The organism is Pseudomonas sp. G(2018), assembly GCF_005502415.1.
GTDB lineage: Bacteria > Pseudomonadota > Gammaproteobacteria > Pseudomonadales > Pseudomonadaceae > Aquipseudomonas.
The window spans coordinates 36,251-57,270 of sequence record NZ_SCOO01000002.1; the positions used below are offsets into that span (position 1 = coordinate 36,251).

Consider the following 21,020-nt stretch of genomic DNA (forward strand, 5'->3'; position numbering starts at 1 on the left):
GCGCCTATCCTTGCGCGCGACACCATTGCGCCGGATCACTCGGGTGACCCTGCTGACGAATCGCAAAATACAATGCTGGCGTGTCCTGCCCGCCACTGTTACCGACAGTGGAGATGGACTCGCCGGCTTTTACCACGTCACCCGCCGATTTGAGCAGTGTCTGGTTGTGACCGTAAAGACTCAAGAAACCATTGCCGTGATCCAGAATCACCAGCAGCCCTGCGCCACGTAACCAGTCGGCGAACACCACGCGGCCGCCGTGTACCGCATGCACCGCACTGCCGGCGGATGCGCCGATCATCACGCCGTCCCACTTGGTCCGGGCGTCGTCGCCACGGCTTTCACCGAAGCGTGTAAGCAGTCGACCGTCGACAGGCCATGGAAGTTTGCCGCGGCTTGAAGCAAAAGGTCCGCCGAAGGTTTCGCCTGAGCTTGAAACCAGAGCGCCGGGTGTCGATTTGACGGGTTTGCGTGGGGCGTCAGTGGCTTCTGTTTGAGCCTGAGCCTCACGTAAACGCTTTTTTTCGGCTTCCTGCTGGGCGATCAGCGCTTTCTGCCGCGCCTCTTCTGCCTCACGAGCCTGGCGGGCCAGGGTTTCTTCAATGGTTTTAAGGACTTTAGACAGGTCTGCCTGATCCTGCTCGCGGGCTGCCAGTTTCTGATCGCGGGCTTTTACGTCGTCATTGAGCTTGGCCAGGACTTGCTGGCGTTCCTGGCGGACTTTGTCGAGTTCTTCGCGCTGGCTGTCGAGGCTGCTTTTCTGCACCAGCAACTGCGCTTGTTGCTGGGCGATATCTTGTTCGACATTGGCCAGTTGGCGCAGCGTTTCGTTGAAATTCTTCAGCTGCTCCAGGCGGGCCTGGCTCAGGTAATCGTAATAGGTGAGGGTGCGGGCGAATTTTTCGGGATTTTGCTGGTTGAGCAACAGCTTCAAGTACTCCTGACGACCGTTCTGATAGGCCGCCCGAGCCTGGATCGCGATCAGTCTTTGCTGTTCAGTGCGTGCGCTCTGGAGTTTTTTTTTCTCCGCATCGAGTCGCTGCAGCTCGGACTCGCTCTTCTTCAGCTCCTTTTGCAGTGCATCGACCTGCTTCTCGAGCTTGCCCATCTCGGTCTCGGTGCCCTTGAGGTCCTTCTGTACGCCGGATCTCTCTTCCTGCAGCTTGCCCAGCAGCTTTTTCAGCTCGGCAATGTCCTGACGCGTGGCGTCCAACTGTTGTTGGGTTTGCGCGCGCTCGTCAGCGAAGGCCGGTTGGAGCAGGCAAGTCAGAGCAAGGGCTATCAGGACGCGAAGCATAGAGGCGGGCGACACCAGAGAAAGGGACAGCCTAGTATGCCCGCCCCACGCTGCAAAAAAAACGCCCAAATGGGGTTGTGTGATAACTGGGCTGGAAAGCAGCGTTAATAAATCTTCGAAACCACCAAAAACCACTGTGGGAGCGGGCTTGCCCGCGATGGCGTCTTAACATTCAACAGTGATGTCGGCTGTCAGATTGCTATCGCGGGCAAGCCCGCTCCCACAGGGTTAGCTGCGTTTGAAGGGGCGAGTTACACCAGGATCGATGTCCCGGTCATTTCCGCCGGTTTTTCCAGGCCCAGCAGTTTCAGCATGGTCGGTGCCACGTCCGCCAGCACGCCGCCTTCGCGAACCTTGAGGTCACGCTTGCCGACATAAATGAACGGCACGGGCTCTGTGGTGTGCGCGGTGTGCGCCTGACCGGTGGTTTCGTCTGACATCTGCTCGACGTTGCCGTGGTCGGCGGTGATCAGCGCTTCGCCGCCGACTTTTTCCAGGGCATCGACAATGCGGCCGACGCACTGATCCAGGCACTCAACGGCTTTCACCGCGGCTTCGAATACACCACTGTGGCCAACCATATCGCCATTGGCGTAGTTGACCACGATCACGTCGTAACGCTGGTTTTCGATGGCATCGACGATACGGTCGGTGACTTCCGGCGCACTCATTTCCGGTTGCAAGTCGTAAGTGGCGACTTTAGGCGATGGAATCAGGATGCGTTCTTCGCCCGGGAAGGGTTCTTCGCGACCACCGGAGAAGAAGAAGGTTACGTGAGCGTACTTCTCGGTTTCAGCGATGCGCAGCTGGGTCTTGCCGTTTTTCGCCAGGTAGTCGCCCAGCACGTTTTCCAGGCTGCCGGCAGCGAAGGCCGACGGTGCTGGGATGCTGGCGGCGTATTGGGTCAGCATCACGAAGCCGGCCAGTTTTGGCTGGCGGCTGCGCTCGAATTCCTTGAAATCGTCTTCGACGAAGACGCGGGTCAGCTCGCGGGCACGGTCGGCGCGGAAGTTCATGAATACCACGGCGTCGCCATCTTCGACTTTCACCGGCTCGCCGATAGACGTGGCTTTGACGAACTCGTCGCTCTCGCCACGCTCGTACGCGGCTTGCAGGCCTTGCTGTGCGGTAGCGGCGTTGAATTCGCCAGCGCCGTCGATGATGAGGTTGTAAGCCTGGGACACACGGTCCCAGCGGTTGTCACGGTCCATCGCATAGTAACGACCGATGAGGCTGGCGATGCGGCCTTTGCCCAGTGCCTGGTAGGTGGCGTCGAGCAGTTCGATCGACGATTGCGCGCTTTTCGGCGGCGTGTCGCGGCCGTCGAGGAAGGCGTGCAGGTAGATATTTTTCGCGCCGCGCTTGGCGGCCAGCTCGGCCATGGCCACCAGGTGATCCTGGTGGCTGTGCACGCCGCCATCGGACAGCAGGCCCATGAAGTGCACGGCCTTGCCGGCGGCAACGGCTTTATCCACCGCGGCGCAGATGGTCGGGTTCTCGAAGAACTCGCCGTCGCGGATCGATTTGGTGACGCGAGTGAAGTCCTGGTACACAACGCGACCGGCGCCGAGGTTCATGTGGCCGACTTCGGAGTTGCCCATCTGGCCATCCGGCAAGCCGACGTCCATGCCGCTGCCCGAGATCAGGCCGTTCGGCACGGTGGCCCATAGACGGTCCAGCACGGGCTTCTTCGCTGCAAAAATCGCGTTGGATTCAGGGCTTTCACTGTGACCGAAGCCGTCGAGAATCATCAGGACCAAAGGTTTGGGCGTGGTAGTCATGGAATCCACTCTGGCTTAAGTTAAAAGAGGCGATGGAAAAAGGGAGTCGCAGTTTAAAGCGAAGTTCCGGCCACGTCACCGCCGGACGGGGTTTGGCCCACCATGGGGGCTGTGTATACTGGCCGACATTTTAACGCCCTGGAACCTCCTTCGATGGTTGCTAACCTGATTCAATTTGCCACCAATCACTACATTCTCGTCGGTATCTTCGTCGTACTGCTGGCACTGCTGATTGCCTATCAGATGCAAGGCGGCGGCCGCAGCCTGAGCACTGGCGAACTGACAGGCCTGGTCAACAAAGACGCAGGCGTGGTGATCGACATTCGCCCGAGCAAGGATTTCGCCGCCGGTCACATTGTCGGCGCGCTGAACATTCCTCACGACAAACTGGCTGCCCGCGTTGGCGAGCTGGAAAAACACAAGGCCAAGACCATCATCCTGGTCGACGCCATGGGCCAGACCGCCGGCACCCACGCTCGCGAACTGGTGAAGGCCGGCTTCACCGCCGCCAAGCTGTCCGGTGGTGTTTCCAGCTGGAAAGCCGACAATCTGCCGCTGGTGAAGTGATATGAGTCACGTCGTCGTCTATTCCAGCGATTACTGCCCTTATTGCTCGCGAGCCAAATACCTGCTCGAGAACAAAGGCGTGGCCTTCGAAGAGATCAAGGTCGATGGCAAACCGCAGGTGCGCGCCGCCATGGCTCAGAAAGCCGGACGTACGTCCGTGCCGCAGATATGGATCGGCAGCACCCACGTCGGTGGTTGTGATGATTTGTTTGCCCTGGAGCGCGCCGGCAAGCTCGACGCGATGCTCAAGGCCTGAATTCCGTACCCAATAAAAGACCCGAGATCAGAAAGGATCTGAGATGACTGACCAACAGAACACTGCAGCTAGCGAAGAAGAAACCGCACCGCAATTCTCCTTGCAGCGCATCTACGTACGTGACTTGTCCTTCGAAGCCCCGAAAAGCCCGGCGATCTTCCGCCAGCAGTGGGAGCCGAGCGTCGGTCTGGACCTGAACACCCGTCAAAAGACGTTGGAAAACGATTTTCACGAAGTCGTTCTGACCCTGTCGGTCACCGTGAAGAATGGTGAAGAAGTGGCGTTCATCGCCGAAGTGCAACAGGCCGGGATCTTCCTGATCAAGAACCTGGACGATGCTTCGATGAGCCACACCCTGGGCGCGTTCTGCCCGAACATCCTGTTCCCGTATGCCCGTGAAGCACTGGATAGCCTGGTGACCCGTGGCTCGTTCCCGGCCCTGATGCTGGCGCCAGTGAACTTCGACGCGCTGTACGCACAAGAACTGCAACGCATGCAGGCGGCTGGCGAGACGCCTACCGTTCAATAATCTGCGCTGCTGAAAATCGCGGGCAAGCCCGCTCCCACAGGATTATGCAAAACCCGTGGGAGCGGGCTTGCCCGCGATTGTTTCTGTCAGGCGAAAGTGATTTGGGACTACTTGAACCCGTTTTGACGCCAAGCCTCGTACACCGCAACCGCCACGGTATTGGACAGGTTCAGGCTGCGGCAGCCTTCACGCATCGGCAGGCGCAGGCGTTGTTCGCCGGGCAGGGCGTCCAGCACTTCGGCCGGCAGGCCCCGGCTTTCCGGACCGAACAGGAACGCATCGCCGGGGGCGAATCTGGCGTCGTGGAACGGCCGCGAGCCCTTGGTGGTGAAGGCGAATACTCGTGGGTTACCCAGGCTTTCCAGGCAGCTGGCCAGGTCCGCGTGGCGTTGCAGGGTGGCATACTCGTGATAGTCGAGGCCGGCCCGGCGCAGGCGCTTGTCGTCCATCTCGAAGCCCAGCGGTTCGATCAAATGCAGGTGGCAGCCACTGTTGGCGCACAGCCTGATAACGTTGCCGGTATTCGGCGGAATTTCTGGTTGGAAAAGGATGACGTGAAACATGCACGGCTCCGAAGGTAAAGATGAGCGGCATTCTACGCCGCAACCCGATCCTCGTTCGAAACTATTCCCGCGGGTGATGGCATCGCTGGCGATTGTCGGGGTGATGGTGGGGCTGATGATCGGTCGCCTGACCACACCCGACCCTAGCGAACTGCAGCAGGTCGAGGTGACGAATGACGGGTTGGTGGTGTGGTTCAACAACGAACCCAAGACCCACGGCGAGATCGTCGACGGCAGCGTTGCATTGCTGTTCGAAGCGCAAGGCAAGGCACAGCAAGGCCAGCTCAAACTCAACGACAAAAGCGTGAACTGGCGGGTGCGTTCGAGTGACGGGGGATTGTTGCTGACGGCGGTGGCGGCTCGGCCCCTGCAAGGGGAGTGGACCGGCAGCGAAGTCGATGACCGCTGGCGGCTGGAGATCCATCTCCGGGAGCAATAAAAGAGGGAATCCCCGGCCTGCCTGTACCAAGGTTCCCAAAACGGCAGGGTTCGCGCATGGCGTCGTGAACCCGGTGTAAAGAGGGAATCCCCGGCCTGCCTGTACCAAGGACCCCAAAACGGCAGGGCTCGTCGCTTATGCGGTGTGAGCCCGGTGTAAAGAGGGGAATCCCCGGCCTGCCTGTACCAAGGTCCCCGAAACTGGGTAGTGAACTGAATCACTGATGAGACTATTGCAGGGGGCGTGCCAGGTTTTAACAAGTTGAAACAGAAAGGCGTATAGAAATGCTGAGAGCCCTGTAATTCGGGGCTTTCGTGTTTTTTCGATAGGGGTTCGATTGCGAACGGAGGCGGGATTTCGGATCAGTTACCGTGCGCGATTGCGGTTCACGGTGCATTCGTGCGGTGCACAGTGGCCCCAAAAGATTCGCGAGCAGGCTCGCTCCCACAAGGTTCGGTGGTGTTCACTCAATAGTGAGAACACTGCAAATCCACTGTGGGAGCGAGCCTGCTCGCGAATGGGATGTGACGGTCAGTGAAGAACCAAGGCTAATTAACCCTCATCCCCCTCATCATCATCCCCACCATCAACCTTCATCCCCAATTCCTTGATCTTGCGCGTCAGGGTATTACGTCCCCAGCCCAGCAAAACCGCGGCATCCCGGCGGCGGCCCGCCGTGTGTTTGAGGGCGGTTTCGATCATGATCCGCTCGAAGGTCGGCACTGCGCTGTCCAGCAGGCTTGACTGGCCGCGGGCCAAGGCCTGGTCGGCCCACTGGCGCAGCGCCTGCTCCCAGTTGGTCACCGGTGCCGAATCCTGCGGCAGGCTCAGCAGCTCCGGTGGCAGATCACCGATGTGCACTTCGCGACCGGAAGCCATCACGGTGATCCAGCGACAGGTGTTCTCCAGCTGACGCACGTTGCCGGGCCATGGCAGGTTCTTCAGGTATTCCTCGGTTTCGTTCTTCAGCAGTTTCGGTTCGACGGCCAGTTCTTGCGCGGCGCGGCTGAGGAAGTGCTTGGCCAAGGTCGGGATGTCTTCACGACGGTCTGACAGCCGCGGGATGTGAATACGGATCACGTTGAGGCGGTGGAACAAGTCCTCACGGAATTTCCCGGCATGAACCAGGGTTTCCAGATTCTGGTGGGTCGCGGCGATGATCCGTACATCGACCTTCACCGGTACGTGTCCGCCAACCCGATAGAACTCACCGTCGGCCAATACCCGCAGCAGGCGGGTCTGGGTGTCGGCCGGCATGTCGCCGATTTCGTCGAGGAACAACGTGCCGCCATCCGCCTGCTCAAAGCGACCGCGACGCAGGTTGGCGGCACCGGTGAACGCGCCTTTTTCGTGGCCGAACAGCTCGGACTCCATCAGGTCTTTCGGGATCGCCGCCATATTCAGCGCGATAAATGGCGAAGCCGCGCGTGGACTGTGGCGGTGCAGGGCGTGGGCCACCAATTCTTTACCGGTTCCCGATTCGCCGTTGATCAGCACGGTGATGTTGGAGTGGCTCAAGCGACCGATGGCACGAAACACTTCTTGCATCGCCGGCGCTTCGCCGATGATCTCCGGGGTGCGGGTCAGGGTCGGAGCGACTTCCAGGCCTTGCTGTTCCTGGGCGTGCTGGTTGGCGCGCTTGACCAGGGAGACTGCTTCGTCGACATCGAACGGCTTGGGCAGGTATTCGAACGCGCCACCCTGGTAGGACGCGACAGCGCTGTCCAGATCGGAGTGCGCCGTCATGATGATCACTGGCAGCCGGGGGTGTTGTTCGCGAATCCGCGCCAGGAGATCCAGGCCGCTGGCGCCGGGCATGCGGATGTCGGAGATGATCACGTCCGGCTGCTGGCGCGCCAGGCGGCTCATTACGCCATCGGCGCTGTCGAAGCTTTGCGTGGTCATGCCTTCCTGCTGCAAGGCTTTTTCCAAGACCCAACGGATAGAACGGTCGTCATCGACGATCCACACGGTTTCACTACGGCTCATGTCGATGTGGCTCCTTGTTCCAGTGGCAGAAAGATCGAGAAAGTGGTGTGGCCGGGGTGGCTGTCACATTCGATCAGGCCCTGGTGCTGGCTGATGATGTTCTGGGTAATGGCCAGGCCCAGCCCGGTACCGTCCGGACGACCGCTGACCATGGGGAAGAAAATGGTTTCCTGGAGTTCCGCAGGAATGCCCGGCCCGTTGTCGATGATTTCGATCTTGGTCACCAGGCGGTGGCGCACATGGCCGATGGTGAACTGACGCATGGCGCGGGTGCGCAGGCTGATACGGCCCAGACGCAGCTCGTTCTGGCTACTGATGGCCTGCATCGCATTGCGCACGATGTTCAGCACGGCCTGGATCATCTGTTCGCGATCGATCAAAACATCGGGAATGCTCGGGTCGTAATCGCGCACCAACGTGATGCAGCCCTGGCTTTCGGCCTCGACCAGATGGCAGACGCGCTCCAGCACTTCGTGGACGTTGCACATGGCCAGCGACGGCAGCTTGTTGGAGCCGAGCATACGATCTACCAGATTACGCAGGCGGTCCGCTTCTTCGATGATGACGTTGGTGTAGTCGCGCAAGCTTTCTTCCGGCAGCTCACGGGCGAGTAACTGCGCCGCGCCACGAATACCGCCCAGCGGATTCTTGATTTCGTGGGCGAGACCGCGCACCAGCATCTTGCTGGTTTCTTGCTTCGACAGCTGTGCTTCTTCCTTGGTGATGCGCAGCAGGCGGTCGCGGGGATGTACTTCAAGCAGCAGCAGCGTGTCGCCATTGCTCAGGATCGGCGTGACCGCGTAATCCACCGTCAGGGTCTGGCCGGTGAGCGCGGTGAGCATTGCTTCACGCTTGGTGAACGGATGCGCCTGCTGAACCGCCTGACGCAACGAGTTCAGTGCCTCGGTGGATTCGGTGAACAGCTCGCTGATGAATTGACCATGGCTTCGCTGGCCGCTGATGGCCAGGAGCATCTCCGCCGCCGGGTTCATGTACTCGAGTCGCAACTCGGCGTCGAGCAGGATGGTGGCGGTCGTCAGGTTGTCGAGTAGCAAACGATGCAGTGCGTCGCTGATGGTCATTCAGGACCTCTTTTGGCGCATGGATAAAGAGCTGATGCCAGGAAACTGCAAAAACCAAACCAAGGCTCCGAAAAGAAGCGTTCAACGCCTGAAACGGGCGTTTGACGCTCGATTGCGTGGCGTTCGATCGGCCTTGGCGGGTACTTTCGAACCAAAATGGGTTGGATTTCGAGCGCGGCGCAACCATTCGCACCAATATAGTGCGCAAAGCTAAGCAAAGTTAGAAGATCGGCAGGAACCGGCTTTTTCTTCGGCTGGTTTATCGATGAGCGGACATTCCGGCCGTTGGCCGTAGTCGTCAATGGACGTGAAGACCACCGCTGACGCAGGCAATGCGAACAGGCAGGCAATCAGCAGTCAGGGCTTCAGCGCTTGTGTACCCGTTGCACGGCAAATGTCACTGTGGGGCTTTGCTGGATCACGGTTGCGCCGTCAATCACTTGCACCGCGAGGCTGTGCAGGCCACGGTCGATGTTCACCAGTTGCAGGGCCGGTACGTTGCCTGGCTGGCCGTAAGGTTTACCGTCCAGCAGAAGCCGGAACAGATGCGGGCCTTCCAGGTGTGGTTTGATCAGCACATTGACGGTAAACGTGCCGTTATTCGCGCGCAGGGCTTCGGTGGTGGGCAGGCCCGTGAGTTCGAGTACCTCGTAGGCGCTCTGAGGTTGTTCGCGGGCTTCGGCGGCGGGTGAGGGGTTGCCAGGTGGCTGGGTTTCAACGCTGTTGAGCGGTGGCAACTCGACCGGCTGAGCCTTCACGCCATCCGGCGGTTGATTGCTGTAGGCGGTGTTGCCGCCGGCATCTGTGTACTTATAGATCTGCGCTGAGGCGGGCAGGGCGATCAGTAGCAGGATGAAGAGAAAACCACGACCCATAAAATCGACCGGAAACTAAAAGCGATGGGGTGCAGCATAGGGCAGGAGGCGTGGTTGGCCTAGCTTGTAAACAATCGGATATGGATTTGCCAGCGGTCCCCTGTGGGAGCGAGCAGGCCCGCGCCCACAGGAGATCTTCAGTGATCGTTAAATCGCGGGCATAAAAAAGGCCTTCCGAAGAAGGCCTCTTTTTTACGCCGCTTGCGCAGGCGTCACTGGATCAGCAGCTGTAGTACAGGTCGTATTCCAGTGGGTGTACGAAGGTACGTACCTTGATTTCTTCTTCGCTTTTCAGAGCGATGTAAGCGTCGATGAAGTCGTCGGAGAACACGCCGCCTTTGGTCAGGAACGCACGACCTTTGTCCAGCTCTTCCAGGGCTTCTTTCAGGCTGCCGCAAACTTGTGGGATCTCTTTCGCCTCTTCAGGCGGCAGGTCGTACAGGTTTTTGTCAGCTGCGTCGCCAGGGTGGATCTTGTTCTGGATACCGTCCAGGCCAGCCATCATCAGTGCTGCGAAGCACAGGTATGGGTTGGCAGCCGGATCCGGGAAGCGCGCTTCGATACGGCGGGCTTTCGGGCTCGATACGTAAGGAATACGGATCGAAGCGGAACGGTTACGGGCCGAGTAGGCCAGCATTACCGGGGCTTCGAAGCCTGGAACCAGACGCTTGTAGGAGTTGGTCGCCGGGTTGGTGAAGCCGTTCAGGGCCTTACCGTGCTTGATGATGCCGCCGATGAAGTACAGAGCGGTATCGGACAGGCCGGCATAGCCTTCGCCTGCGAAGGTGTTCTTGCCGTCTTTCCAGATGGACATGTGAACGTGCATGCCCGAGCCGTTGTCGCCGTACAGAGGCTTAGGCATGAAGGTAGCGGTGCGGCCGTAGGCATCGGCAACGTTGTGCACGACGTACTTCAGGGTTTGGGTTTCGTCGGCTTTCTTCACCAGGGTGTTGAACTTGACGCCGATTTCGTTCTGGCCGGCAGTTGCCACTTCGTGGTGGTGAACTTCGACGGTCAGGCCCATTTCTTCCAGTGCGTTGCACATGGAGGTACGGATTTCGTGGTCGTGGTCGAACGGCGGAACCGGGAAGTAGCCACCTTTGACGCCTGGACGGTGACCTTTGTTGCCGCCTTCCACGTCCTGATCGGACATCCACGAACCTTGTTCGGAGTAGATCTTGAACATGGAACCGGAGATGTCGGACTTGAACTTCACTTGGTCAAAGATGAAGAACTCTGGCTCTGGACCAGCGAATACGGTGTCACCGATGCCGGAGGCTTTCAGGTACTCTTCGGCGCGCTTGGCGATCGCACGTGGGTCGCGGTCGTAGCCTTGCATGCTCGAAGGTTCGATGATGTCGCAGACCAGGATCAGGGTCGGCTCTTCGGTGAACGGGTCCAGTACGGCAGTGGAGTCGTCCGGCAGCAGGATCATGTCGGAGGCTTCGATGCCTTTCCAGCCAGCGATGGACGAACCGTCGAACATTTTGCCGACTTCGAAGAAGTCTTCATCCAGCGCGTCGCGAGCCGGCATGGTCACGTGGTGCTGAGTGCCGCGGGTGTCCGTGAAGCGCAGATCAATCCACTTGACGTCATGATCTTTGATGAGTTGAACCGACTTCGACATAGTGTCCTCCGGGTGGATTAGGGCGGGTAGTGGATGCCCTTAAATGTTTGTGATGCCGGCGCGAATACTCTGCCAAGGCAACCTGCCTCACAAGGGAGCAAATTGCATGCCAGTGCCCCAGCATGGGTTTTTTGCCCCAATTTCACGCTTATAGAGGTGCAAAGCGTCTTAAAGCAGAAATTCTCGCCCCTTAATGTAGCGTGGAAAGCAAAAAGTGACCTGTTTTGGTGCGCGCAAAACCTTCTGCACATTAACTGGTTAAACCTTGAGCAATTTCCGCTATAATCCGCGCCCCCCTTTTTCGGCTGGCCCAGCGCGCGCTGTTTTCATGAAACTAATCGTAAAAGTCTTTCCCGAGATCACCATCAAGAGCCGCCCGGTACGGATGCGTTTCATCCGCCAGTTGGCCAAGAACATCCGTGCCGTGCTCCGCGATCTGGACCCGGCTGTGGTGGTGAACGGCGTATGGGACAACCTCGAGCTGGAAACCCGCATCAGCGACCCCAAGGCCCTGAAAGAGATGGGTGAGCGCCTGAGCTGCATGCCCGGCATCGCGCACTTCCTGCAGATCGACGAATACCCGTTGGGCGATTTCGACGACATCGTCGAAAAATGCAAGCAGCACTACGGTGATGCACTGGCCGGGAAGATCTTCTCGGTACGTTGCAAGCGCGCCGGCAAGCACCCATTCAGCTCCATCGATATCGAGAAATATGTCGGCAGCCAGTTGCGCCGTCAGTGCGGTGCTGCCGGGATCGATCTGAAAAAGCCGGAAATCGAAGTCCGCATTGAAGTTCGCGACCAACGGTTGTTCGTGATCCACAGCCAGCACAATGGCATCGGCGGATATCCGCTGGGCGCGCTGGAGCAGACGCTGGTGCTGATGTCCGGCGGCTTCGACTCCACCGTCGCTGCCTACCAGATCATGCGCCGCGGGCTGATGGCGCATTTCTGCTTCTTCAACCTGGGCGGGCGTGCCCACGAACTGGGCGTCATGGAAGTCGCGCATTTCATCTGGAAGAAGTACGGCAGCTCGCAACGCGTGTTATTTGTCAGTGTGCCGTTCGAGGAAGTGCTGGGAGAAATTCTCGGCAAAGTCGATAACAGTCATATGGGCGTAGTATTGAAGCGTATGATGTTGCGCGCTTCCTCCCAAATTGCCGATCGACTGCACATCGAAGCGCTGGTAACTGGTGAGGCGATCTCCCAGGTGTCGAGCCAGACGTTGCCGAACCTGTCCGTGATCGACTGCGTGACCGACAAGCTGGTCTTGCGTCCGCTGATCGCCAGCCACAAGCAGGACATCATCGACACGGCCAACGAAATCGGCACTGCCGATTTTGCCCGGCACATGCCGGAGTATTGCGGGGTCATTTCGGTCAATCCGAAGACCGCCGCCAAGCGCTACCGCGTGGAGCACGAAGAGAAAGAATTCGACATGGCAGTCCTTGAGCGTGCGCTCGAGAACGCCAAGCTGGTGCCGATCGACCGCGTGATCGATGAATTGGGCCAGGACTTGCAGATTGAAGAAGTCAGCGAAGCGCTGGCCGGTCAGATCGTGATCGACATCCGCCACCCGGATGCCGCCGAGGATGACCCGCTGGAACTCGCTGGTATCGAGGTACAAACGATGCCGTTTTATGCTCTGAACGCTCGTTTCAAGGAACTGGACCCTACTCGCCAGTACCTGCTGTATTGCGACAAAGGCGTGATGAGTCGCCTGCATGCCCACCATTTGCTCAGTGAGGGGCATGCCAATGTGCGCGTTTATCGACCGAGCTAAGTGCCCGGGGCTGTTTGCCTGTGGCCTGCGTCACCGGCCCCCCGATGCCACCGTCAAGCTGTAACGGCTTTCACGGACGCTACTGTTAATCGCTGCCAAGACTTGTCAGCACACCGAATCCTCTGATCGAGATACACAAGTGATCGAAAATCTACGCAACATCGCCATCATTGCCCACGTTGACCATGGTAAAACCACCCTGGTAGACAAACTCCTGCGTCAATCCGGCACCCTGGAGCGCAACGAGCTCAACGACGAGCGCGTGATGGACTCCAACGACCAGGAAAAAGAGCGCGGTATTACCATTCTGGCGAAAAACACCGCCATCAACTGGAACGGCTACCACATCAACATCGTGGACACCCCGGGCCACGCCGACTTCGGCGGCGAAGTTGAACGCGTAATGTCGATGGTCGACTCCGTTCTGCTGCTGGTTGACGCTCAAGACGGCCCTATGCCGCAAACCCGTTTCGTGACCAAGAAGGCGTTCGAAGCCGGCCTGCGTCCAATCGTGTGCATCAACAAGGTTGACCGTCCAGGCGCGCGTCCGGACTGGGTTCTGGACCAGATCTTCGACCTGTTCGACAACCTGGGTGCCACCGAAGAACAGCTGGACTTCAAAGTCGTCTACGCCTCGGCCCTGAACGGTATTGCCGGTCTGGACCACAACGAAATGGCTGACGACATGACCCCGCTGTACCAGTCGATCGTCGACAACGTACCGGCGCCGGCTGTTGACCGCGACGGTCCGTTCCAGATGCAAATCTCCGCACTGGACTACAACAGCTTCCTGGGTGTTATCGGCGTTGGCCGTATCGCTCGTGGTCGCGTCAAACCGAACACCCCGGTTGTGGCTATCAGCGCCGACGGCAAGAAACGCAACGGTCGTATCCTGAAGCTAATGGGTCACCACGGTCTGCACCGTGTAGACGTTGAAGAAGCTGCAGCAGGCGACATCGTGTGCATCAGCGGTATGGACGAGCTGTTCATCTCCGACACCCTGTGCCAGCTGGACACCCCGGAGGCGATGAAGCCTCTGACCGTTGACGAGCCAACCGTTTCCATGACCTTCCAGGTCAACGACTCGCCATTCTGCGGTAAAGAAGGCAAGTTCGTGACTTCCCGTAACATCAAGGAACGTCTGGACAAAGAGCTGCTGTACAACGTTGCACTGCGCGTTGAAGAAGGCGACTCGGCTGACAAGTTCAAGGTTTCCGGCCGTGGTGAACTGCACCTCTCGGTACTGATCGAAACCATGCGTCGCGAAGGCTTCGAAATGGCTGTAGGCCGTCCGGAAGTGATCATCCGTCTGGTTGACGGCGTGAAGCACGAACCGTACGAAAACGTCACCATCGACCTGCCGGAAGAATCCCAGGGCAAGGTGATGGAAGAGATGGGCCTGCGTAAGGGCGACCTGACCAACATGGTGCCGGATGGCAAAGGCCGTGTACGTCTGGAATACAACATCCCTGCTCGTGGTCTGATCGGTTTCCGTAACCAGTTCCTGACCCTGACCAACGGTGCTGGCATCCTGACATCGATCTTCGACCGTTACGACGTGATGAAGTCCGGCGACATGTCCGGCCGTCAGAACGGCGTTCTGGTTTCGGTTGAAACCGGCAAGGCGCTGACCTACTCCCTGGAAACCCTGCAGGCGCGTGGCAAGCTGTTCGTTGAACACGGTCAGGAAATCTACAACGGTCAGATCGTTGGTCTGAACAGCCGTGACAACGACCTGGGCGTTAACCCTACCAAGGGCAAGAAGCTCGACAACATGCGTGCTTCGGGTAAAGACGAAACCATCGCCCTGGTTCCACCTGTTCGCTTCACCCTGGAACAGGCTCTGGAATTCATCCAGGACGACGAGCTGTGCGAAGTGACGCCTAAGTCCATCCGTCTTCGCAAGAAGATCCTGGACGAAAGCGAGCGTACCCGCGCCGCCAAGAAAGCCAAGGCGTAACTAGCCCCGGCTGAATGAAAACGCCCCCGGTCGAAAGACCGGGGGCGTTTTTGTTTGTGCTTCTTTTGCGATGCCTGGTGGCGTCGCTCTGAAACACGGCGCTTGTTTGAAGATCAGGTTTTCTGATCGGAATCGACCTCGCCGTTTTCGTTCTCCGTTTCAGGGGCGATCCCCAGGGTTCGATTGATGTCCACCCAACGCAGTGCGACCTCCACTTTTGCCTGAGCCTGGCTACGTTGCACATTGAACAGGCTACGTTCGGCATCCAGTACATCCAGCATGGAAACTGTGCCCGCCTGGTACTGCTGTCTGGTCAGATCGACGGCGCGGGCGGCGGCAGCGGTGGCCTTGTCGAGTTCGTTTTGTCGACTGACGCCTTGACCATAAGCGTGAATCGAGGTGTGTGCGTCCCGCAGAGCCTGCAGAAGACTCTGCCGGTAAGCGAGCCTGGCCTGTTCATGGCGGGCATCGCTGGCTTCAATGCGTGAGTCGATCCGGCCGAAATCGAACAGCGGCTGGAACAATTGGCTGGTCAATGACCATGGCGCTGCACCCCCTTGCTCAAACAATGCCAATGCCCTCAGGGTCAACTGAGGGTAGCGTGCGGCCTTGACGGCAACGTGGGATTCACCGGCGGCCTGCAACCGTTGTTCTGCCGCCCGCACATCCGGCCGCTCGCGGAGTACCTCGGCGGGAATCGACAGCAGCTGCGGCAGTGCGGACTCGGAAAATCCCACGGAGGGGGCAGGTGGCTCGGCAAGAAGACTGTCTATCCGAGCCTGATCGCTGGCCAGCAGGTAAGCGAGGTTGTAGCTGGCAGCCTGTGCCTGTTGCCGCGCCGTGGGTATTTCGGCCTGGGTGATCGCGACTTGGGATTCGATACGTTCCAGATCAAGTCGATTGGCCGACCCCTGCTCCAGTCGAGCACGGGTGACACGGGCGGTTTGCGCCTGGTTAACGCCTGTCTCGGTCGCGATGTCCATTAATTGCTGCGCCAGTCGGTACTGAAGGTAATTGTTGGCCACCTCCGTCATCAAACTGAGCCGCAGGCCGAGATAATCCTGCCGGGTTGCTTCCAGCTGAGCACTGGCTTCATTGCGCAGGGCTTTGAGGCGGCCGAGCAGATCCAATTCCCAGGCCAGGTCCGCGCCGTAGGAATACTGAGTGTTCGTACCCTCCAGTGCCGTTCGGGATCGACCGTACCTGGCGGCGATACCGATCTCGGGGTACAGCCCGGTGGCGGCCAGATTGTGTTGAGCGCGCACTTCCCGGACCCGTTCAACCGCTGAGGCCAGGTCCAGGTTATCGCGAAGTGCACCGGTCATGAGGCGATTGAGTACCGGGTCCTCGAAGCTTTCCCACCAGCGCTGTGCGAGGGACGCCAGGGCGGGGCCGGACTCTTTAACCGGCGCAATTTCCTGCCGGGGTATCGCGGAGTCCGATTGGCTGGCGCAACCTGTCAGGGCAGACAACAGCAGCAACGTGAGCAGAGATGTCTTTTTCATCATTTGGCATGCTCCAGATTGGCGACCTTGCGGCGTTTGTTTCCATGGAACAGGCGATCAAGCGCCAGGAACACCACGGGAGTGGTCAGCATGGTCAATACCTGGCTGAGCATCAGCCCTCCGACGATAACCACCCCCAGTGGCTCGCGCAGCTCCGCGCCGGTACCGAAAGCCAGCATCAACGGCACGGCGCCGAACAGGGCTGCCAGGGTGGTCATCAGGATCGGGCGAAAACGCGCCAGGCAGGCCTGATGGATCGCTTCCCGTGGCGACAGGTTGTGTTCGCGCTGGGCTTGCAAGGCGAAGTCGATCAGCAGGATGCCGTTTTTTTTGACGAGACCGATCAGCAGAATCAAGCCGATCAGCGCCATGACTGAAAAGTCCAGTTGCCACATCCACAGCAATACAATCGCGCCGATTCCCGCCGAGGGCAGAGTGGAAAGGATGGTCAGCGGGTGCACCAGACTTTCATAGAGCACCCCGAGAATGATGTAGACGGCAACCAGCGCAGCGAGGATCAGGAATGGTTGACTGGCCAGCGAAGACTGGAATGCCTGGGCGGAACCCTGAAAGGTGCCGCTCACCGAAATCGGCATGCCGATCTCCAGTTCGATGCTCTTAAGCGTGGCCACTGCCTGGCCCAAGGCGACGCCGGGGGCAAGATTGAACGACAGATTGGCCGCTGGCAGCATGCCATTGTGATTGATTACAACCGGACCGCTGCTGGGAGGTTCTATCCGCGCAAACGCCAGCAGGGGAACCAAATGACCTGTCAGTGGCGAGCGTAAGTGGAAATAGCTCAGGCTTTCGGTATTGCCACGTTGCGCAGTGCTGAGTTCGAGCACGACCTTGTATTGATTGGCTTCGGTCTGATACTCGGAGATTTGACGCTGTCCGAACGCATCATAAAGCGCGTTATCCAGGTCACGTGCTGAAAAACCGTAGCGAGCGGCCTCGTCCCGGTCGAGTGTGATTCGGGTGATATTGGCATCTCGTTGCAAGTCGTGAGAAACATCACGGAACAACGGGCTTGTGCGAAGGCGTTCGACGAGGGCGTTGGCCCAGGTCGCCAGTTCGTCGCTGTTCTGCGCTAGAAGCACGTATTGATACTGAGCCCTGGGCTGGCCCGCACTGAGGTTGATGTCTTGAACCGCGCGAAGGGATATCTGGATGCCAGGCACCTGTGCCAACTGTGGGCGTAGTCGGTCGATGACCTGGCTGACGGTCACGTCGCGCTGCCCCGGATCGCTCAGTACCAACCACACCCGACCATTGCCGATTGAGTCGGTGGTGCTGCCCCCGACGGCATGGTTGTAATCAGTCACCGCCGGATCCTTGCTGAAAATCGCCTCCAGCTGCTTGTGTTTGGCGACCATCTCCTCAAAGGAAATATCGGCGGATGCCCGGGTGAATCCCATGATGAAGGCCGTATCCTGCAAGGGGAAAAACCCTTTGGGAATCATCACGAAGCTGCCAACGCTGAGTGCCACGCTGGTGAAAAACACGCCCAGCATGAAGCGCTGGTGCCCGAGCGCCCAAACCAGAATGCGATCATAGGCACCGATCAGCCGGTTGAAGACGTCTTTGTCGGTTTGAGCGGGGTGTGTGGGAGCCTTCATGAACAGCGAGGCCAGTGTCGGCGCCAGGGTCAGACAGACCAGGACTGAAATCACGAGCGACGCGACCACGGTCAGGGCGAACTCACTGAACAGTCGTCCCACCACGCCCCCCATGAACAGTAAGGGGATCAGCGCGGCGACCAGCGACACGGTGATCGACACTACCGTGAAGCCGATTTCGCTAACGCCTTTGAGTGCTGCGGTGCGCTTACCCTCACCCAGCTCCAGATGGCGATGGATGTTTTCGATCACCACGATCGCATCATCGACGATAAACCCGACGGCGATGACAATGGCAACGAGCGTGAGGTTGTTCAGGCTGAATCCCGCCAGGTACATCACTGCACACGTCGACACGATGGATACGCCCAGTACCGTGGTGACGATCAGGGTCGCCGACCACTGCCGCAGAAACAGCGCCATCACGCCAATCACCAGGAAAATGGCAATGGCCAGCGTCAACTGGACTTCATGCAATGACGAGCGGATGGTGCGGGTGCGATCGTTGAGTACCTGAACCGTCATGTCCGCCGGCAAGAGTGCCTGGAGCTTGGGCAGGGCTTGCTTTATGCGATCGGCGGTGGCGACGATGTTCGCGCCCGGCTGACGCCGGATCAGCAGCGACACACCGGACTGGCCGTTGGGCCAGCTTTGCACATAGTCGTCTTCCGATCCCAGGCTGACACGCGCCAGATCGCGCACCCGGATGGCGGAACCGTTGCGATAGGTCACGATAACGTTGTCGTACTCCGCAGGTTCGAACAATTGATCGTTCACTTCCAGATTCGATACCCGGTGTCCGCCGAACAGCGCCCCCTTGGGCAGGTTGACACTGGCCTGCTGCACCGCTTCACGGATATCCGCCAGGGTGACGCCTGCCGCGGCGAGTACCTCGGGGCGAGCCTGGATTCGTATCGCCGGGCGGCGTTGGCCGATCACGTTGATCAGGCCGACCCCGTCAAGCTGGCTCAGTCGACGCGATAGCACAGTTTCGGCAAGATCGCTGACTTCGCTCAGGGAAAGGGTGTCGGACCAGGCACCGAGAATCATGACCGCGCCGTCCGCCGGATTCACCTTGCGCCAGACCGGCAAGCCGGGCATGTCGCTCGGCAGGCGAGCCGAAGCGGTGTTGATCGCCACCTGCACCTCCTGAGCCGCCGTGTCGATGCTTTTTTCCAGGCTGAACTGCAGCGTCAACGTCAACTTCCCCAGCGAACTGGTCGAGGTCATTTCGGTGATGCCCGGGATTGAACTCAGTTGCACCTCCAGGGGAGTCGCTACGGAGGACGCCATGGTTTGAGCGCTGGCACCGGGCAAGGTGGCGGTAATCTGAATCGTGGGGAAGTCGGCCTCGGGCAGCGGCGCGATTGACAAGCGCAAGTAGGCGAGTACACCGAGCAAAACCAGGGCGACACTCAACAAAATGGTGCCAACCGGGCGGTCCATGCACCAGGTGTAAACAGAACGGTTGACCATCATGGCGTACTCCGGCTGGCGACGGGAGTAACCGCTGCATCGCGGGCTTCGAGAAGGTTCACAACCGATCCGGGGCGCAGCCGCGAATAGCCATCAGTGACGACCAGGTCGCCAGTCTGGATGCCCTCCACCACGGCGATGTTCGTGTCGGAGTACGTGACCTGGACTGGCTGGGGGAACGCCTTGCCATCCCTGACATGCCAGACGAACGGGTTTTTCGCTCCCTGACGTAGCGCCCGCTGCGGTACGACCAAGGCATTGAGTAAGGTGCCCGCCTGCAGGTTGATCACGACCGACTGATCCGGCCACAGATGCCCCAGCGGGTTGGCGACGGTTCCTTTGACCCGCACCGTCCCGGTAGCATCGGACACCCGGTTATCGATCAGGTCCAGGGGGCCTTCTCCCAGGAGCGTTCCGCCGTCGCCAGAGTAAACGCGCAAGATCATTGACGATTTATCGGCATTGGCCATCAGCGCCTGCAACTGTGGAAGGCGGGCCTGGGGCAAGGAGAACTCGATGCTGATCGGGTCTAGCTGGACGATCGAGAACAGCGCCTGTGCGTCGTTTGCTCTCACGAAATTGCCTTCATGGCGGTTGAGGATGCCGATGCGACCATCGGCAGGCGCGTGAATCCGGGTATGTGACAGCTGCACCTGAGTGGCCGACACCGTGGCTCTCTCGCTCTTTACGGAGGCTTCCAGCTGGGCAACGAGTCCGTTTTGTTGATCAAGTGTTTGTGCCGAGACAGCTTGCGTGTTTGCCAGGGTGCGATAGCGCCTGAGGTCTCGCTGTGCGGACGCCAACTGAGCTTGTGCAACTGACTGTTGGGCCTTGGCACGCTCTAGGGCGGCAACGATGCCGCGATCGTCGATGCGTGCCAGCAGATCACCTTTTTTGACGTATTGCCCTTCGTTGACGGGCAGCTCCAGCAGCAATCCATCCACTTGGGGGCGGATATCGACGCTACGCACCGAGCGCACGTTACCGATGGAATGGATAAGAATGGGAACGTCGCGGCGGCCGATCTCGACTGCGGTGACCGGCACTGCCGGAGCGGTTGCCGGGGTGGGTGTTGAACTGTCTGGCCAGAGCCAGTAGGCCATGCTGCCGACGATGATCATGCTGAAAAGAGTCAACGAGACACTGATCAAAGTCCGGCGTATTTTGTGTGATGGCATGGTGATAATTCCCTTTATATTGGAAGTTCTCGCCGGAGAAATCGATCCTGTAAGGAACCAAGCTTCTTTGAAGTTGAAACAGGGGAAGGTTGATTGCCAACGGATAATGCAAGTTCAGGGTGAGTGCGCCGATCTTGTTGGTCGTGCATTAACGATTGGTTATCAGGAATTCATAAGTTTAGTGTGGAAGTAATTCACACTGTTGCAGGTGTCAGCGAAAGGCTCTTGCTCTGCGGAAGGCGGCGGGAAGCGCGGGCGGTGGTTAGAGGCGCCAGGCTTTGTTGACAATGTTGAATGTTGTCCGGGGAGAGAATTACAACGTATCTGAGGGGCGCCATGTATTAAACTTCCTATCAAACTTCAGGAAGTTTCCTACATTCATTTAAGGTTTTTAGTGTAGGAGTAAATGTATAGCGGTCATTTGCAGTAGGCGTGTTCGCTACTTGAGATGAAGTAAGGGGCAGGCACTTTTGCCCAGCCCCGTACAGCTTGTC

The 21,020-nt window shown here is 58.9% G+C and carries 16 protein-coding genes; 6 read left to right on the plus strand and 10 right to left on the minus strand.

Going from position 1 to position 21,020, the window contains the following annotated elements:
• Positions 1–4: 4 nt before the first annotated feature.
• Entirely contained in the window at positions 5–1,297 is a 1,293-nt protein-coding gene (locus FFS64_RS02285) for a murein hydrolase activator EnvC (protein ID WP_137804058.1), read from the minus strand.
• 251 nt (positions 1,298–1,548) lie between these two features.
• Positions 1,549–3,078: a 2,3-bisphosphoglycerate-independent phosphoglycerate mutase gene (gene gpmI / locus FFS64_RS02290; protein WP_137804059.1), complete on the minus strand. Its 1,530-nt coding sequence runs from the start codon at positions 3,076–3,078 to the stop codon at positions 1,549–1,551.
• Positions 3,079–3,231: 153 nt separating this feature from the next.
• Here gpmI and FFS64_RS02295 point away from each other — a divergent pair, with 153 nt between their 5' ends.
• From FFS64_RS02295 to secB, 3 genes are read left to right on the plus strand one after another with little or no spacing between them, the layout of a single operon-like run.
• Positions 3,232–3,645, plus strand: a complete 414-nt coding sequence (locus FFS64_RS02295) for a rhodanese-like domain-containing protein (protein WP_137804060.1) — start codon at positions 3,232–3,234, stop codon at positions 3,643–3,645.
• 1 nt (position 3,646) lies between these two features.
• Positions 3,647–3,901, plus strand: coding sequence for a glutaredoxin 3 (gene grxC, locus FFS64_RS02300; protein ID WP_137804061.1), 255 nt, complete (start codon positions 3,647–3,649; stop codon positions 3,899–3,901).
• 43 nt (positions 3,902–3,944) lie between these two features.
• Complete coding sequence (gene secB, locus FFS64_RS02305) at positions 3,945–4,430, plus strand: protein-export chaperone SecB (protein WP_137804062.1); 486 nt, start codon at positions 3,945–3,947, stop codon at positions 4,428–4,430.
• A gap of 107 nt (positions 4,431–4,537) precedes the next feature.
• Here secB and FFS64_RS02310 read toward each other — a convergent pair whose 3' ends face one another.
• Positions 4,538–4,993, minus strand: a complete 456-nt coding sequence (locus FFS64_RS02310; protein ID WP_137804063.1) for a tRNA (cytidine(34)-2'-O)-methyltransferase — start codon at positions 4,991–4,993, stop codon at positions 4,538–4,540.
• Here FFS64_RS02310 and FFS64_RS02315 point away from each other — a divergent pair.
• Positions 4,992–5,432: a hypothetical protein gene (locus FFS64_RS02315; RefSeq protein ID WP_137804064.1), complete on the plus strand. Its 441-nt coding sequence runs from the start codon at positions 4,992–4,994 to the stop codon at positions 5,430–5,432. The genes FFS64_RS02310 and FFS64_RS02315 overlap by 2 nt on opposite strands.
• Before the next feature lie 552 nt (positions 5,433–5,984).
• Here the strand turns inward: FFS64_RS02315 and ntrC are convergent.
• The 4 genes from ntrC to glnA form a co-directional block, all read right to left on the minus strand.
• Complete coding sequence (gene ntrC / locus FFS64_RS02320) at positions 5,985–7,421, minus strand: nitrogen regulation protein NR(I) (RefSeq protein WP_137804065.1); 1,437 nt, start codon at positions 7,419–7,421, stop codon at positions 5,985–5,987.
• Complete coding sequence (glnL, locus tag FFS64_RS02325; protein ID WP_056852211.1) at positions 7,418–8,503, minus strand: nitrogen regulation protein NR(II); 1,086 nt, start codon at positions 8,501–8,503, stop codon at positions 7,418–7,420. Before glnL ends, ntrC begins: the two co-directional genes overlap by 4 nt.
• Positions 8,504–8,868: 365 nt before the next feature.
• The gene (locus tag FFS64_RS02335; protein ID WP_137804066.1) at positions 8,869–9,378 is read right to left on the minus strand and encodes a DUF4124 domain-containing protein; all 510 of its coding nucleotides are present in this window, start codon (positions 9,376–9,378) and stop codon (positions 8,869–8,871) included.
• Positions 9,379–9,598: 220 nt separating this feature from the next.
• On the minus strand, positions 9,599–11,005 hold the full coding sequence (gene glnA / locus FFS64_RS02340; RefSeq protein WP_137804067.1) for a type I glutamate--ammonia ligase: 1,407 nt from the start codon (positions 11,003–11,005) through the stop codon (positions 9,599–9,601).
• A gap of 328 nt (positions 11,006–11,333) precedes the next feature.
• Between glnA and thiI the strand changes: the two genes are divergently transcribed.
• Positions 11,334–12,788 carry a tRNA uracil 4-sulfurtransferase ThiI gene (gene thiI / locus FFS64_RS02350; protein WP_137804069.1) on the plus strand — a complete coding sequence of 485 codons (1,455 nt, stop codon included), beginning with the start codon at positions 11,334–11,336 and terminating at the stop codon, positions 12,786–12,788.
• A 139-nt stretch (positions 12,789–12,927) separates the two neighbouring features.
• Positions 12,928–14,748 (plus strand): translational GTPase TypA, encoded by a 1,821-nt coding sequence (gene typA, locus FFS64_RS02355; protein WP_040063516.1) that lies wholly within the window; start codon positions 12,928–12,930, stop codon positions 14,746–14,748.
• 113 nt (positions 14,749–14,861) lie between these two features.
• Here typA and FFS64_RS02360 read toward each other — a convergent pair whose 3' ends face one another.
• The 3 genes from FFS64_RS02360 to FFS64_RS02370 are packed head-to-tail and all read right to left on the minus strand — an operon-like array spanning position 14,862 to position 20,526.
• Complete coding sequence (locus FFS64_RS02360; RefSeq protein ID WP_171017052.1) at positions 14,862–16,253, minus strand: efflux transporter outer membrane subunit; 1,392 nt, start codon at positions 16,251–16,253, stop codon at positions 14,862–14,864.
• The gene (locus FFS64_RS02365; protein ID WP_171017053.1) at positions 16,253–19,351 is read right to left on the minus strand and encodes an efflux RND transporter permease subunit; all 3,099 of its coding nucleotides are present in this window, start codon (positions 19,349–19,351) and stop codon (positions 16,253–16,255) included. The genes FFS64_RS02360 and FFS64_RS02365 overlap by 1 nt, the downstream gene beginning before the upstream one ends.
• Positions 19,348–20,526, minus strand: a complete 1,179-nt coding sequence (locus tag FFS64_RS02370; RefSeq protein ID WP_256660389.1) for an efflux RND transporter periplasmic adaptor subunit — start codon at positions 20,524–20,526, stop codon at positions 19,348–19,350. Before FFS64_RS02370 ends, FFS64_RS02365 begins: the two co-directional genes overlap by 4 nt.
• Positions 20,527–21,020 lie beyond the last annotated feature (494 nt).